The following is a 14,696-nucleotide window of genomic DNA, read 5'->3' on the forward strand; positions in this document are numbered from 1 at the left end:
CTGCCTGGTTCTGTGAGTTTCGGGGCGCGGGTCGTGCGTGGCTGGTCGCGCAGTTCCCCGCGCCCCTAAAAGCACTACAGCTGACCGGCGATGATCTCTGCCGCCGCCTGGCCGCAGACCCTTGCCGCTCCGTGGGTTGCCACGTGGAGGGCGCCTCGCGGTGGAGACATGGGGACGCCCATTTCCACGATCACCGTGTCGGGGCGGGCTGCCAGGAGGGTGTCGAGGGTCGCCGCCATCCACGCGTGGCGGTGTTCGTCCCGGACCACGGCCACGATGCGGCGGGAGCCGGCCGTCGTCAGGATCGTCTCCGCCGCGTTCTCTCCGGAGTAGCTGTCCGTCTCCGTACCGGGGAGCAGGGCCGCCAGTTGGGCCGCTGCGCCCCACGGGGTGTGGTCGCCGACCGCGATGTTCGGGACCGGGGTGAGGAGGGCCACGTAGGGCGCCTCGGTGAGGGGGGTGAACGCGGTGTCCGGGGCGGCGGTGACGCGTACCGCTCGGCGGGCGGCGATCAGGCCGACCTCGTCCGCGTCGGGGGTGTACGGCTCTGTCGTCGCCGTGGTCGCCGTCCAGCGGGCCAGCTCGCGGACTCGTTCCGCCGCGTCCGCCAGGCGTTCCTCGGGGAGTTCGCCGGAGCGTACGGCCGCGACCAGGGCGTCGCGCAGGCGGCTCACCGTCCCCTCGTCGCTGTGGCCGCCGCCCACGCAGATCGCGTCGGCGCCGGCCGCGATGGCCAGGACGCTGCCGCGTTCGATGCCGTAGGCGGCCGCGATGGCCTGCATCTCGATGCCGTCGGTGACGATCAGGCCGGTGTAGCCGAGCTCGACGCGCAGCAGATCGGTCAGGATGCGGCGGGAGAGGGTCGCGGGGAGGTCCGGGTCCAGGGCCGGGACCAGGATGTGGGCGCTCATGATCGCCCGTGAGCCGGCCGCGATCGCGGCTCGGAACGGGGAGAGGTCGCGGTCCGCCAGTACCTCCGCCGACACGTCCACCCGCGGCATCGCGTGGTGGGAGTCGACGGCCGTGTCGCCGTGGCCCGGGAAGTGCTTGGTGCAGGCGGCCACGCCGGCGGCCTGGAGGCCGGTGACATAAGCGGCGGTGTGCCGGGCGACCAGGGCGGTGTCGGCGCCGAAGGCGCGTACGCCGATCACCGGGTTGGACGGGTTGGAGTTGACGTCGGCCGAGGGGGCCCAGTCGAGGTTGACCCCGCAGGCCGCGAGCCGGCGGCCCATGTCGTGGGCCACGTCCCGGGTCAGCGTGACGTCGTCCACCGCGCCGAGCGCGAGGTTGCCGGGGTAGGAGGAGCCGGTGCGCACTTCGAGGCGGGTGACGTCGCCGCCCTCCTCGTCGATCGCCACGAGCACGTCGTCGCGTTCGGTCCGCAACTGGGCGGTGAGCGCGGTGACTTGCTCGGGGGTGGCGATGTTGCGGCCGAACAGGCCGACGGAGGCGAGTCCTTCGCCGAGCCTGCGCAGCACCCAGTCGGGTGCGGTGGTGCCCGCGAAGCCGGGCTGCAGGACGGTCAGGGCATCGCGCGTCAGGGTGTCCGCGCCGTGGGCGAGAGTCGTCATCGGGGGGCGTTATCCCTTCACGGCGCCAGCGGTGAGACCCGCGGCCATCTTGCGCTGGACGAGGAGGAAGAGGACCACGATCGGCACGGCCATCATGGTGGCGCCGGCCATCATCGGCGCGTATTCGGTGCCGTGCTTCGTGGTGAAGTTGCCGAGCCAGACGGTCGCCGTCTGCTTCTCCTGGCTGAGCAGCATCAGGGCGTACAGGTACTCGTTCCAGGCCTGGATGAAGCCGTAGACCGAGGTGGCGACCAGGCCGGGGGCCAGGAGGGGGAAGACGACCCTGACGAAGGCGCCGGTGCGGGAGCAGCCGTCGACCATCGCGGCCTCCTCCAGCTCCTTGGGGATGTTGACGATGAAGCCGCGCAGCGTCCACACCGTGAAGGGGAGGATGAAGGTCAGGTAGGTGAGGATCAGGCCCGAGAGCTTGTCGTACTGGCCCAGGTCGTTCAGGAGCAGGAAGACCGGGATGATCATGGCGACCAGCGGGACCATCTGCACCGCGAGGATGCCGACGATCACGATCTTGCGGCCGCGGAAGGCGAACCGGGAGATGGCGAGCGCGGCCAGCAGGCCGACGGCGATGCCGATCGCGACCACCGTCAGGGAGACGATGAGGCTGCGGCCGACCGGGCCCCAGAAGTCGGCGATGTCCAGCGCACGGTTGAAGTTGGACAGGGTGAAGCCGGTGGGCAGCAGGCTCGGGTCCGGGTCGATGGCGTCCTTGGCCGGCTTGATCGCCGTGTTGATCATCCAGTAGACGGGGAAGCCCGCGACGAGGAAGACCAGGAGGCCGAGGATGTTCCAGCCGGCCTTCGACCGGCCCTGCCGGTTGCGGCGGCGGCCCATGGAAGCGATGGCGCTCATTCGACCTCTCCGATCTTGAGCATCTGGCGCATGTACACGGCGACCACGCCCAGCAGCAGCACGACGGTGATCAGCGCGATCGCCGAGCCCTGCCCGTAGTCGTTGACGACGAAGGCACGGTCGTAGGAGTAGGTGGTCAGGATCTGGAACTCCTGCTCGGGGTGCCCGTTGCGCATCACGAAGACCTGCGGGAAGACGCCCATGTCCCAGATGACCGAGAGGGTCGTGAGCATCACGATGATCGGCTTGAGGATCGGCAGGGTGACGTAGCGGAACACGCTGAACGCGCCCGAGCCGTCGAGCCGGGCGGCCTCCTCCAGTTCCTTGGGGACCTGGGTCAGACCGGCGCTGAGCGTGATGACGACGAAGGGGACGGCTCCCCAGACCACCAGGAGCATGATCACGGCGAGGCCCTGCGGTCCGCTGGCGAACCAGTTGTGGCCGATCAGTTCGACGCCGGGCAGCTTGCTGAGCATCGCGTTCAGGACGCCGTAGTCGGCGTCGAAGAGCCACTTGAAGACGGTGGTGGCGACGATGATCGGCATGCCCCAGCTGGCCACCAGGGCGATGTTGACGAGGGTCTTCACCCAGCCGGAGACCTTCTGCAGGAGCAGTGCGATCAGCATGCCGGCGACCATCGTGAAGATGACGCAGCCGGCCGCGAAGATCACCGTGCGGAGGACGACCTGCCAGAACTCGCCGTCGCCCAGCACGTTGGTGAAGTTGTCGAACCCGACCGACTCGGCCGGCTGGAAGCCCCACAGCTGGGACTGCCCGAACTTCTGGAACGACAGGGTGACCAGGCGGACCAGCGGATAGCCCATGACCAGGATGAGGATCAGCAGGCAGGGCGCGAGCAGCAGCCAGGGCGTCCCGGCTCCGCCGCCCGTCCGCTTTCTCCTCGGCCGGTCCGGAACGTCCGGTGGTGGTGCCTGGCGCGGGGTCGGCACCTTGGCAGGGGTGGTCGTGTCTGCGGCACTCATCGCGCGCTCCTCAGCGGTCCCTCAGGTCGTACGAGGAGCAGGGCCCCGTCCCCCGGACGAGGCCCTGCTCTCAGGTCACTTGGTGTTGATGACCTTGTCGATCGCGGCGTCCGCTTCCTTCGCGGCGTCCTCGACGGACTTCTTGCCGGTGCCGATGCTCTGCAGCATGGTCTGCAGGACCTGCGCCTTCTCGACCTGACCCCAGCCCGGTGCCATGGGCACGAACCAGCTGGACTCGGCCGCGGTGGCCGGGACCTCGGTGGCGGGGTCGGACTTCAGGGGGGCGAGATCGGTCTTGTTGTTGGGCAGGTTGCCCTTGGCGATCAGGCCCTTCTGGCCGGTGGTGCCGGTGAAGGCGTTGATCCACTCGGCGGCGACGCCCTGGGCCTTCGACTTCACCGGGACGGCGAGGTCGGAACCGCCCAGGAAGACCGGCATGTTCTTGCCGGACGGACCGGGCATCACGAAGTTCTCGAGGTTGTCCTTGAGCTTGCCGGTCTTGTCGTTCTTCGGGTCGGCGGCGGTCGCGCCCTCCCAGGCCGCACCGAAGATCATGCCGGACTTGCCCTGGCCGTAGACGATGTAACGGTCGGACTCGTCCTTGGTCTTGTCACCGTGCATGTACTTGTCGATGACGTTCTTGAACTCGGTGAGGCCCTTGACGGACTCCGGCGAGGAGAGGTTGGCCTTCCACTGGCCGCCGCTCTCCGTGGCGATGGAGCCGCCGGCGTCGTAGACGTAGGACATGGCCGCGTACCAGTCACGGGTGGGCTGGTACCAGGCGGAGAACTTGTCGCCCTCCTTCTTCTGCACCTTGTCCAGCGCGGAGGTGAGCTCCGCGTACGTCTTCGGCGCGGTCTTGACGCCCACCGAGGCGAACAGGTCCTTGCGCCAGTTGCCGACGCGGCCACCCGCGTAGTACGGCACGCCGTAGGTCTTGCCGTCGTACGTCACCGAGGCCTTGAGGCCGTCCAGCCACGCGGCGGAGTTGTCGAACTTCGCCGCGTCCACCGGGGCGAAGGCGCCCTTGACCATGTAGGACAGCATCTCGGTGTTGCCCATCTCGACCACGTCCGGCACCTTGTCGGTGGCCAGGACCGCGTCGAGCTTGGTGTTCTTGTCCGGCCAGCCGTAGTACTCGTGCTTGATCTTGATGCCGGGGTGCTTCTTCACGATCGCGGCGTCGGCGGCCTTCACCAGCTCGGGCCAGTTGTTCTGCGCGTCGACGGTGAGCCAGACGGTCAGCGACTTGACGTCCGCGCTGTCCGACCCCTTGTCCTTGTCACTGTCCCCGCATGCCGCGATGGAGACCATCATTCCCGCGATACCGATCGCGGCTATCAGCTTGCGCTTCACGCCACCCTCCTCAGGGATGCCACAAACCCCCCTGGCCTCCCCGCATCGCGTTAGGCCGGGACCTGGACCAGTGGTGTAGACCAGTACCGGGAGCTTGGACCAGACCAGATGCCCTGTCAAGGGTGCTCGAAACCGCCCTGACCAGCCGTTATGGGACCTACATATGCAGGAACCTTTAAGTAAGAAGGCAGCGAAAACCCTGGCTGCGGAGTACGCTCCTCCGCTAGACCACTTGGCTCTGTGGACTAGACCAAAACTGGTGGCGACGGTATACAGAGGGGATCACGAAACGAGCCGCATCCGGAGCGGGAAGGCAGACCATGAGCACCGACGTCAGCAGTGCGGAGAACGAGGGTGGGGCGACCGTCCGTACCGCGCGCGTGCCCAAGTACTACCGCCTGAAGAAACACCTGCTCGACATGACGGAGACGCAGACGCCCGGTACGCCGGTGCCGCCGGAGCGGACCCTCGCGGCCGAGTTCGACACCTCGCGCACCACGGTCCGCCAGGCCCTTCAGGAACTGGTGGTCGAGGGACGCCTGGAGCGGATCCAGGGCAAGGGCACGTTCGTCGCCAAGCCCAAGGTGTCGCAGGCGCTCCAACTCACCTCGTACACCGAGGACATGCGCGCCCAGGGCCTAGAACCCACCTCGCAGCTCCTGGACATCGGCTACATCACCGCCGACGACCGGCTCGCGGACCTGCTGGACATCACCACCGGCGGCCGGGTGCTGCGCATCGAGCGGCTGCGCATGGCCAACGGCGAGCCGATGGCCATAGAGACCACCCACCTCAGCGCCAAGCGCTTCCCGGCCCTGCGCAGGTCGCTGGTCAAGTACACGTCCCTCTACACGGCGTTGGCCGAGGTCTACGACGTCCACCTGGCCGAGGCCGAGGAGACCATCGAGACCTCGCTGGCCACCCCGCGCGAGGCCGGCCTGCTCGGCACCGACGTCGGCCTGCCGATGCTGATGCTCTCCCGCCACTCGCTGGACCGGGACGAACAGCCGGTGGAGTGGGTGCGGTCGGTGTACCGCGGCGACCGCTACAAGTTCGTGGCCCGCCTCAAGCGCCCGCAGGACTGAACCTGCAACTCGACAGACCGAACGGGTAACTCGCCAACTCGCGCCACTGAGCCGGTCGCGACTTGCGACAGCGCACACCGCGTGGTGCACGCGGTGTAGCGCAACTCCCTTTCCTGCTCTACGTTCCTCCCGTCGCCGCATGGACGGGAGGACATCCCAGTGCGTACCGCGAACGTCCGCAGCATCGTCGTCTGGACCCTTGTCGCGCTGATCGGCGCGACCGGCTGGTCCGTACTGGCGCTCTCCCGGGGCGAGGACGTCTCGGCCGCCTGGATGGTCGCCGCCGCCCTCGGCACCTACGCCATCGCCTACCGCTTCTACGCGAAGTTCATCGCGCAGAAGGTGCTCAGGGTCGACGGCACCCGGGCCACCCCGGCCGAACGCCTCGACAACGGCATCGACTTCCACCCCACCGACCGCCGCGTCCTGCTCGGCCACCACTTCGCCGCCATCGCCGGCGCGGGCCCCCTGGTCGGACCCGTCCTGGCCGCGCAGATGGGCTATCTGCCGGGCACGATCTGGATCATCGCGGGAGTCGTCTTCGCCGGCGCCGTCCAGGACATGGTGGTGCTGTTCTTCTCCACCCGCCGCGACGGCCGGTCGCTGGGGCAGATGGCCCGCGAGGAGATCGGCCCCTTCGGCGGCGCGGCGGCCCTGATCGCCGCCTTCGCCATCATGATCATCCTGCTCGGCGTGCTGGCCCTGGTCATCGTCAACGCCCTCGCCGCCTCACCGTGGGGCACCTTCTCCATCGGGATGACCATCCCCATCGCCCTGTTCATGGGCTTCTACCTGCGGGTCCTGCGCCCCGGCCGGATCGCCGAGGTCTCCCTCATCGGCGTGGGCCTGCTGCTGCTCGCCCTGGTCGCGGGCCGCTGGGTCGCCGAGTCCTCCTGGGCCGACACCTTCACCCTCGCGCCCGCGACGCTGGTGGTCTGGCTGGTCGCGTACGGCTTCATCGCCTCGATCCTGCCGGTCTGGATGCTGCTCGCGCCCCGCGACTACCTCTCCACCTTCATGAAGATCGGCACCATCGCGCTGCTCGCCCTCGGTGTCGTCATCGCCCTGCCGACGCTGAGGATGGACGCGGTCACCGACTTCGCCCGGCACGGCAACGGCCCGGTCTTCGCCGGCTCGCTCTTCCCCTTCGTCTTCATCACCATCGCCTGCGGGGCGCTGTCCGGCTTCCACGCGCTGATCTCCAGCGGTACGACGCCGAAGATGATCCAGAAGGAGACGCAGGTCCGGATGATCGGCTACGGCTCCATGCTGATGGAGTCCTCGGTCGCGATCATGGCGCTGCTCGCGGCGAGCATCATCGACCCCGGTCTGTACTTCGCGATGAACGCGCCGGCCGGGGTCATCGGCACCACCGTGCAGAACGCCTCGCAGGTGGTGGGGGGTTGGGGGTACCAGATCTCGCCGGACGCGCTCGCGCGGGCGGCGCAGCGGGTCGAGGAGTCGAGCCTGCTCTCGCGCACCGGCGGCGCGCCCACCCTGGCCGTCGGTGTCTCGGAGATCTTCTCCAAGGTCACCGGCGGGAGCCTGCGGGCCTTCTGGTACCACTTCGCGATCATGTTCGAGGCGCTGTTCATCCTGACCGCGCTCGACGCCGGCACCCGGGTCGGCCGGTTCATGCTCCAGGACATGCTCGGCAACGTCATCAGGCCCTTCAAGAACGTGAGTTGGAAGCCGGGCCTGGCCATCACCAGCGCGATCGTGTGCGCACTGTGGGGCTACTTCCTGTGGGTCGGCGTCCACGAACCGCTCGGCGGGATCAACCAGCTCTTCCCGATCTTCGGCATCTCCAACCAGCTTCTCGCGGCGGTCGCCCTCGCCGTCTGCACGACCCTCCTGGTCAAGTCCGGGCGCCTCAAGTGGGCCTGGATCACCGGGATCCCGCTCGCCTGGGACGCCACGGTCACCCTCACCGCGAGCTGGCAGAAGGTCTTCTCCGGCGACCCGCGGGTCGGCTTCTTCAAGCAGCGCCAGGTCTTCCAGGACGCCATCGACTCCGGCAAGGTGCTGCCGCCCGCCAAGACCATGGACGACATGCACACGGTGGTCACCAACTCCACGGTGGACGGCGTCCTCACGGCCGTCCTCGCGGTGCTGATCATCGTGGTGATCGCGGACGCGGCCCGCGTCTGCGTCCGCCATGTCCGCCGCCCGGCCCTGTCCACGCTGAGCGAGTCGCCGTACGTCGAGTCGAAGCTCACCGCCCCGGCCGGCCTGTTCCCGACCCGGACCGAGAAGGAGGAGGAACGCGATGCGGCGACTCCGACGAGCGTTTAGGAGCGTGCGCTGGTACGTGCGCGAGCTGACCGACGAGTCGGCGTACGACCGCTACGTCCTCCACCTGCGCACGGGCCATCCGCAGGCCGAGGTGCCCACCCGGAGGGCCTTCGAGCGGATGCGCACGGACCGTCAGGAAGCGGATCCGCGACAGGGCTTCCGTTGCTGCTGAGAGCCTTTCGCGGAGCCCCGTTGGGCCATCTGTCGGGCCTTCACAGAATCGACATACCGATATGCGGACGAGGTCTTCCGCATCCGTGACACCGTGACCTACATTGCCTGCGCGTTACCCAGGTGATCACAGGCGATCCCTGGTGGCCAGTGAGGGGACGGAGCCGCGGAATGTCAGATGTACCCGAAGTGAAACCACCGGTGGTGACACCGGCCCGCGTGGTGATCGCCCTCTGCCTGATCGCCCCGTTCGTGGCGATGCTCTGGGTCGGCTCGTACGCCAAGACCGACCCGACGTTCATCGGCATCCCCTTCTTCTACTGGTACCAGATGCTGTGGGTGCTGATCTCCACCGCGCTGACCATGACCGCGTACCAGCTGTGGCAGCGTGACCAGCGCGCCCGCACGAAGGGGAGCGCGAAGTGAACGACGGCGTGAACGGCGTGGCGCTCGCCGTCTTCATCTTCTTCTTCGTGGCCGTCACGGTCGTCGGCTTCCTGGCCGCCCGCTGGCGCCGGGCCGAGAACGAGGCCAGCCTCGACGAATGGGGCCTGGGCGGACGGTCGTTCGGCACCTGGATCACCTGGTTCCTGCTCGGCGGCGACCTCTACACCGCGTATACGTTCGTCGCGGTCCCGGCGGCGATCTACGCGGCCGGCGCGGCGGGCTTCTTCGCGGTGCCGTACACCATCCTCGTCTACCCGCTGATCTTCACCTTCCTGCCCCGCCTCTGGTCGGTCTCGCACAAGCACGGCTATGTGACGACCTCCGACTTCGTGCGCGGCCGGTTCGGCTCCAAGGGCCTGTCGCTCGCGGTCGCGGTCACCGGCATCCTCGCGACGATGCCGTACATCGCGCTCCAACTCGTCGGCATCCAGGCGGTGCTGGACGTGATGGGCGTCGGCGGCGGTGACGACACCAACTGGTTCGTGAAGGACCTCCCGCTGCTGATCGCCTTCGGCGTGCTCGCGGCGTACACCTACTCCTCGGGACTGCGCGCGCCCGCGCTGATCGCGTTCGTGAAGGACACGCTGATCTACATCGTCATCGCGGTGGCGATCATCTACATCCCGATCAAGCTGGGCGGCTTCGACGACATCTTCGCCAAGGCCGGCGAGGCGTTCGCGCAGACCAACCCGGCGACCGGCAAGCCACGAGGCGCCCTCGCACCGGCCGAGGCCGGCCAATGGACGTACGCCACCCTGGCGTTGGGCTCCGCGCTGGCGCTCTTCATGTACCCGCACTCGATCACCGCGACGCTCTCCTCCAAGAGCCGTGAGGTGATCCGCCGCAACACCACGATCCTGCCGCTGTACTCGCTGATGCTCGGCCTGCTGGCACTGCTCGGATTCATGGCGATCGCGGCCGGAGTCAAGGTCAGCAACGGACAGTTGGCGATCCCGCAGCTGTTCGAGGACATGTTCCCGGACTGGTTCGCGGGCGTGGCCTTCGCGGCGATCGGCATCGGCGCTCTGGTGCCCGCGGCCATCATGTCCATCGCGGCCGCGAACCTCTTCACCCGCAACATCTACAAGGAGTTCATCAAGCCGGACGCCACGCCGGCCCAGGAGACCAAGGTCTCCAAGCTGGTGTCCCTCCTGGTGAAGGTCGGCGCGCTGGTCTTCGTCCTGACGATGGACAAGACGGTCGCCATCAACTTCCAGCTGCTCGGCGGCATCTGGATCCTGCAGACCTTCCCGGCCCTGGTCGGCGGCCTGTTCACCCGCTGGTTCCACCGCTGGGCCCTGCTCGCCGGCTGGGCGGTCGGCATGATCTACGGCACGGCCGCCGCGTACGGAGTCGCCTCCCCCACCCAGAAGCACTTCGGCGGCTCCTCCAAGGAGATCCCGGGCATCGGCGAGATCGGCTACATCGGCCTCACGGCGTTCGTGCTGAACGTGGTCGTCACGGTGGTCCTGACCTTCGCCCTGAAGGCACTGAAGGCCCCGGAGGGCGTGGACGAGACGCAACCGGGCGACTACACGGCGGACGCGGGCGACCCGGGCGTGGCGGTGGAACTGCCGCCGGCCACGGCGGGGACCTCGCACTAGGCGCTCCCGCTCATCGGGCCGCCGGAGGAAATCCGGCGGCCCGTTGTCGTACCCGTCGGGCACACTCGCCTGCATGGACATCGTGATCCGGGCAGCGCGCCCCACCGAATACGAGACCCTCGGCGAGATCACCGCCCAGGCCTACCTCCAGGACGACCTGCTGGCCTTCGGGGACAGCGACTGGTACCTCGGAGAGCTCAGAGACGTGGCCAAGCGGGCGGCCGCCGCCGACGTACTCGTCGCCGCCGATCACGACCGCATTCTCGGCGGAGTCACCTTCGTCGTGGCCGGCACGCACATGGCCGAGCGGGCCGGCCCCACCGAGGCCGAGATCCGGATGCTCGCCGTCGACCGGGCGGCCCGCGGCAGAGGCGCGGGCGAAGCGCTCGTCCGCGCCTGCGTCGACCGCGCGCGAGCCACCGAGGGCTGCACCGGCATCGTCCTGTCCACCCAGCCGACCATGCGCGCCGCCCACCGCATCTACGAACGCCTCGGCTTCGTCCGCGTCCCGGAGCGCGACTGGAACCCCGTTCCGGAGGCCGCCGACTTCGTGCTGCTCACCTATCAGTTGACGTTCTGACACGCTCCGAAGTCGGCACACGACACAACATCTAGGGGTGCTACTACAACCCAACACAAGATGTATGCTCGTGCTCGCTGTCGTCGCAGGGGAATCCGGTGCGAATCCGGAACTGTCCCGCAACGGTGTACTCATGCGTGTTCGCACACGTATGGGCGTCAGTCCGAGGACCTGCCGACAGTGCGCCCGACCGACGTGGTCCGGGTGCCAGACGTCCGGGCCTCGTGGAATGGGCCGGGGACGCGACGCCGTCGTGCGCTCGTGGCTGCCCCCTGCCCTCCGCCAGGCCCCCGTGCCCAGCGAGGGAGAGCCCCACGTGACCATCGCGCCAGCCGACCCGGCTTCAGTCACCGCGCCGGAGACCGACGGCCCCGGTACCGCGTTGCTGCGGATCCTGACCGAGCTGACCGCCGACCTCCCCGACGCCGACCCCGGCCGGGTCGCCGCCGCCGCGCTGCGCGGCCGCTCCGCCCGGGCCGACGAGGCCGAACTGCGCGAGCTGGCCACGGAGGCCGCCGCCGGTCTCATCTCGGAGGACCCCGCCTACTCGCAGGTCGCCGCCCGGCTGCTGACCCTCTCGATCCGCGCCGAGGCCGCGTCGCAGGGCGTGACGTCGTTCACCGAGTCCGTCGCCGTCGGCCACCGCGAGGGCCTCATCGCCGACCGCACCGCCGAGTTCGTCCGCCTCCACGCGGCCCGCCTCGACGAACTGATCGACCGCACGGCCGACGACCGCTTCGGCTACTTCGGCCTGCGCACCCTGCACAGCCGCTACCTGCTGCGCCACCCCATCACCCGCAAGGTCGTCGAGACCCCGCAGCACTTCATGCTGCGCGTCGCGGCCGGTCTCGCGGAGGACGACAGCACCCGCGCCCTGGACGAAGTCGCCGCGCTCTACCGCCTGATGAGCCGGCTCGACTACCTCCCGTCCTCCCCCACCCTCTTCAACTCCGGCACCCGGCACCCCCAGATGTCGTCCTGCTACCTCCTCGACTCCCCACTCGACGAGCTGGACTCCATCTACGACCGCTACCACCAGGTCGCCCGCCTCTCCAAGCACGCCGGCGGCATCGGCATCGCCTACTCCCGCATCCGCTCCCGGGGTTCACTGATCCGCGGCACGAACGGGCACTCCAACGGCATCGTCCCGTTCCTCAAGACCCTCGACGCCTCCGTCGCCGCCGTGAACCAGGGCGGCCGGCGCAAGGGCGCCGCCGCGGTCTACCTGGAGACCTGGCACTCCGACATCGAGGAGTTCCTGGAGCTGCGGGACAACACCGGCGAGGACGCCCGCCGTACGCACAACCTGAACCTCGCGCACTGGATCCCGGACGAGTTCATGCGCCGGGTCAACGATGACGGCGTCTGGTCGCTGTTCTCCCCCGCCGACGTGCCCGAGCTGGTCGACCTGTGGGGCGCGGAGTTCGACGCCGCCTACCGCAAGGCGGAGGCCGCCGGGCTCGCCCGCAAGACCATCCCGGCCCGCGACCTCTACGGCCGCATGATGCGCACCCTGGCGCAGACCGGCAACGGCTGGCTGACCTTCAAGGACGCCGCCAACCGCACCGCCAACCAGACCGCCGAGCCGGGCCACACGGTCCACTCCTCCAACCTCTGCACGGAGATCCTGGAGGTCACGGACGACGGCGAGACCGCGGTCTGCAACCTGGGCTCGGTCAACCTCGGCGCCTTCGTGGTCGGCCGGGACATCGACTGGGACCGGCTGGACGAGACCGTCCGCACGGCCGTCACCTTCCTCGACCGGGTCGTCGACATCAACTTCTACCCGACCGAGCAGGCGGGCCGCTCCAACGCGAAATGGCGTCCGGTCGGCCTCGGTGCCATGGGCCTGCAGGACGTCTTCTTCAAACTCCGCCTGCCCTTCGACTCCCCCGAGGCCAAGGCCCTCTCCACCCGCATCGCCGAGCGCATCATGCTCGCCGCGTACGAGGCGTCGACGGACCTGGCCGAGCGCAACGGCCCGCTGCCGGCCTGGGAGAAGACCCGCACGGCCCGGGGCGTCCTGCACCCCGACCACTACGACGTCGAGTTGACCTGGCCGGAGCGCTGGTCGGCACTGCGGGAACGTATCGCCAAGGTCGGCATGCGCAACAGCCTCCTGCTCGCGATCGCCCCCACCGCCACCATCGCCTCCATCGCGGGCGTCTACGAGTGCATCGAGCCGCAGGTCTCCAACCTGTTCAAGCGCGAGACGCTGTCCGGCGAGTTCCTCCAGGTCAACTCCTACCTGGTCGACGAGTTGAAGCGCCTCGGCGTCTGGGACGCCCGCACCCGCGAGGCCCTGCGCGAGGCCAACGGCTCGGTGCAGGCCTTCGCCTGGATCCCGGCGGACGTCCGCGCGCTGTACCGCACGGCCTGGGAGATCCCGCAGCGCGGCCTGATCGACATGGCCGCGGCCCGCACCCCGTACCTGGACCAGTCCCAGTCCCTGAACCTGTTCCTGGAGACGCCCACCATCGGCAAGCTCTCGTCGATGTACGCGTACGCGTGGAAGCAGGGCCTGAAGACGACGTACTACCTGCGGTCGAGGCCGGCGACGCGGATCGCCCGCGCGGCCCAGGCACAGACCGCGGCCCAAACCCCCATCCCCGTCCAGCAGATCGCCGACCCCGACGCGGTCGCCTGCTCCCTGGAAAACCCCGAGTCCTGCGAGGCCTGCCAGTAATGACGACCGAAGCCAAGAACCTTCTCGACCCGGGCTTCGAGCTGACCCTCCGCCCCATGCGCTACCCCGACTTCTACGAGCGCTACCGGGACGCCATCAAGAACACCTGGACCGTCGAGGAGGTCGACCTCCACTCGGACGTCACCGATCTCGCGAAACTGACGCCGGGTGAGCAGCACATGATCGGCCGGCTGGTCGCGTTCTTCGCGACGGGCGACTCGATCGTGGCGAACAACCTCGTGCTGACGCTGTACAAGCACATCAACTCCCCCGAGGCGCGGCTGTACTTGAGCCGCCAGCTCTTCGAGGAGGCCGTGCACGTCCAGTTCTACCTGACCCTCCTGGACACCTATCTCCCCGACCCCGAGGACCGGGCGGCCGCCTTCGACGCGGTGGAGAACATCCCCTCCATCCGCGAGAAGGCCGAGTTCTGCTTCAAGTGGATCAACGAGGTCGAGAAGCTGGACCGGCTGGAGACGAAGGCCGATCGACGGCGTTTCCTCCTCAATCTCATCTGCTTCGCCGCGTGCATCGAGGGGTTGTTCTTCTACGGGGCCTTCGCGTACGTGTACTGGTTCCGGAGCCGGGGGCTGCTGCACGGTCTCGCGACCGGCACGAACTGGGTGTTCCGAGATGAGACCTGCCACATGAACGCCGCGTTCGCCGTGGTCGACACCGTCCGAAAGGAAGAACCCGACCTCTTCGACGACGAGCTGGACCAGCAGATCACCGACATGATCCGCGAAGCAGTCCAGGCCGAGCTGCAGTTCGGCCGGGACTTGTGCGGAGACGGGCTTCCCGGCATGAACACCGAGTCGATGCGCCAGTACTTGGAGTGCGTCGCCGACGAGCGACTCGTACGTCTCGGCCTGGCCCCTGTCTACGGTTCCGAGAACCCCTTCTCCTTCATGGAGTTGCAGGGCGTCCAGGAGCTGACCAACTTCTTCGAGCGCCGCCCGTCGGCCTACCAGGTGGCGGTGGAGGGGTCGGTCGACCTCGACGAGGATTTCTGACGGTACGTCACTGATGGTTGCCGGGCTGTATGTTGCAG

Annotated in this window: 12 protein-coding genes and 1 riboswitch; of the genes, 8 read left to right on the plus strand and 4 right to left on the minus strand. The window is 68.5% G+C overall.

Going from position 1 to position 14,696, the window contains the following annotated elements; translation table 11 throughout:
• Positions 1-74: 74 nt before the first annotated feature.
• From ACIQI8_RS19695 to ACIQI8_RS19710, 4 genes are all read right to left on the minus strand, one after another.
• Positions 75-1,571: a glycoside hydrolase family 3 protein gene (locus ACIQI8_RS19695; RefSeq protein WP_402351891.1), complete on the minus strand. Its 1,497-nt coding sequence runs from the start codon at positions 1,569-1,571 to the stop codon at positions 75-77.
• A gap of 9 nt (positions 1,572-1,580) precedes the next feature.
• On the minus strand, positions 1,581-2,438 hold the full coding sequence (locus tag ACIQI8_RS19700) for a carbohydrate ABC transporter permease (RefSeq protein WP_402351894.1): 858 nt from the start codon (positions 2,436-2,438) through the stop codon (positions 1,581-1,583).
• Positions 2,435-3,421 (minus strand): carbohydrate ABC transporter permease, encoded by a 987-nt coding sequence (locus tag ACIQI8_RS19705; protein WP_402351897.1) that lies wholly within the window; start codon positions 3,419-3,421, stop codon positions 2,435-2,437. The genes ACIQI8_RS19700 and ACIQI8_RS19705 overlap by 4 nt, the downstream gene beginning before the upstream one ends.
• Positions 3,422-3,496: 75 nt before the next feature.
• Positions 3,497-4,777 (minus strand): extracellular solute-binding protein, encoded by a 1,281-nt coding sequence (locus ACIQI8_RS19710; RefSeq protein WP_402351899.1) that lies wholly within the window; start codon positions 4,775-4,777, stop codon positions 3,497-3,499.
• A 320-nt stretch (positions 4,778-5,097) separates the two neighbouring features.
• On the opposite strand from ACIQI8_RS19710, the gene ACIQI8_RS19715 reads away from it, so the two are divergent.
• The 8 genes from ACIQI8_RS19715 to ACIQI8_RS19750 all read left to right on the plus strand — a co-directional run bounded on the left by ACIQI8_RS19715 (position 5,098) and on the right by ACIQI8_RS19750 (position 14,658).
• The gene (locus tag ACIQI8_RS19715) at positions 5,098-5,862 is read left to right on the plus strand and encodes a GntR family transcriptional regulator (RefSeq protein WP_123997833.1); all 765 of its coding nucleotides are present in this window, start codon (positions 5,098-5,100) and stop codon (positions 5,860-5,862) included.
• Positions 5,863-6,021: 159 nt separating this feature from the next.
• The gene (locus ACIQI8_RS19720) at positions 6,022-8,157 is read left to right on the plus strand and encodes a carbon starvation CstA family protein (protein WP_402351903.1); all 2,136 of its coding nucleotides are present in this window, start codon (positions 6,022-6,024) and stop codon (positions 8,155-8,157) included.
• The gene (locus ACIQI8_RS19725; protein WP_402351906.1) at positions 8,132-8,329 is read left to right on the plus strand and encodes a CstA-like transporter-associated (seleno)protein; all 198 of its coding nucleotides are present in this window, start codon (positions 8,132-8,134) and stop codon (positions 8,327-8,329) included. Before ACIQI8_RS19720 ends, ACIQI8_RS19725 begins: the two co-directional genes overlap by 26 nt.
• Positions 8,330-8,499: 170 nt before the next feature.
• Positions 8,500-8,754 (plus strand): DUF3311 domain-containing protein, encoded by a 255-nt coding sequence (locus ACIQI8_RS19730; RefSeq protein ID WP_402351909.1) that lies wholly within the window; start codon positions 8,500-8,502, stop codon positions 8,752-8,754.
• Positions 8,751-10,379, plus strand: a complete 1,629-nt coding sequence (gene mctP, locus ACIQI8_RS19735; protein WP_402351912.1) for a monocarboxylate uptake permease MctP — start codon at positions 8,751-8,753, stop codon at positions 10,377-10,379. The genes ACIQI8_RS19730 and mctP overlap by 4 nt, the downstream gene beginning before the upstream one ends.
• 73 nt (positions 10,380-10,452) lie before the next feature.
• Positions 10,453-10,959, plus strand: coding sequence for a GNAT family N-acetyltransferase (locus tag ACIQI8_RS19740; RefSeq protein WP_402351915.1), 507 nt, complete (start codon positions 10,453-10,455; stop codon positions 10,957-10,959).
• 47 nt (positions 10,960-11,006) lie between these two features.
• A riboswitch (cobalamin riboswitch) is annotated at positions 11,007-11,153 on the plus strand.
• Between the two features lie 122 nt (positions 11,154-11,275).
• Entirely contained in the window at positions 11,276-13,645 is a 2,370-nt protein-coding gene (locus ACIQI8_RS19745) for a ribonucleoside-diphosphate reductase subunit alpha (protein ID WP_402351918.1), read from the plus strand.
• Complete coding sequence (locus ACIQI8_RS19750; RefSeq protein ID WP_402351921.1) at positions 13,645-14,658, plus strand: ribonucleotide-diphosphate reductase subunit beta; 1,014 nt, start codon at positions 13,645-13,647, stop codon at positions 14,656-14,658. The genes ACIQI8_RS19745 and ACIQI8_RS19750 overlap by 1 nt, the downstream gene beginning before the upstream one ends.
• The last annotated feature ends 38 nt before the right edge of the window (positions 14,659-14,696 follow it).

The sequence above is a fragment of the Streptomyces sp. NPDC092369 genome, from assembly GCF_044755245.1.
GTDB lineage: Bacteria > Actinomycetota > Actinomycetes > Streptomycetales > Streptomycetaceae > Streptomyces.

What these genes read in the sequence shown, in the direction of transcription:
- ACIQI8_RS19725 (WP_402351906.1), top strand. Translation starts at nt 8,132, where the DNA reads ATGCGGCGACTCCGACGAGCGTTTAGGAGCGTGCGCTGGTACGTGCGC.
- ACIQI8_RS19715 (WP_123997833.1), top strand. Translation starts at nt 5,098, where the DNA reads ATGAGCACCGACGTCAGCAGTGCGGAGAACGAGGGTGGGGCGACCGTC.
- ACIQI8_RS19750 (WP_402351921.1), top strand. Translation starts at nt 13,645, where the DNA reads ATGACGACCGAAGCCAAGAACCTTCTCGACCCGGGCTTCGAGCTGACC.
- ACIQI8_RS19730 (WP_402351909.1), top strand. Translation starts at nt 8,500, where the DNA reads ATGTCAGATGTACCCGAAGTGAAACCACCGGTGGTGACACCGGCCCGC.
- ACIQI8_RS19695 (WP_402351891.1), bottom strand. Translation starts at nt 1,571, where the DNA reads ATGACGACTCTCGCCCACGGCGCGGACACCCTGACGCGCGATGCCCTG.
- ACIQI8_RS19705 (WP_402351897.1), bottom strand. Translation starts at nt 3,421, where the DNA reads ATGAGTGCCGCAGACACGACCACCCCTGCCAAGGTGCCGACCCCGCGC.
- ACIQI8_RS19740 (WP_402351915.1), top strand. Translation starts at nt 10,453, where the DNA reads ATGGACATCGTGATCCGGGCAGCGCGCCCCACCGAATACGAGACCCTC.
- ACIQI8_RS19700 (WP_402351894.1), bottom strand. Translation starts at nt 2,438, where the DNA reads ATGAGCGCCATCGCTTCCATGGGCCGCCGCCGCAACCGGCAGGGCCGG.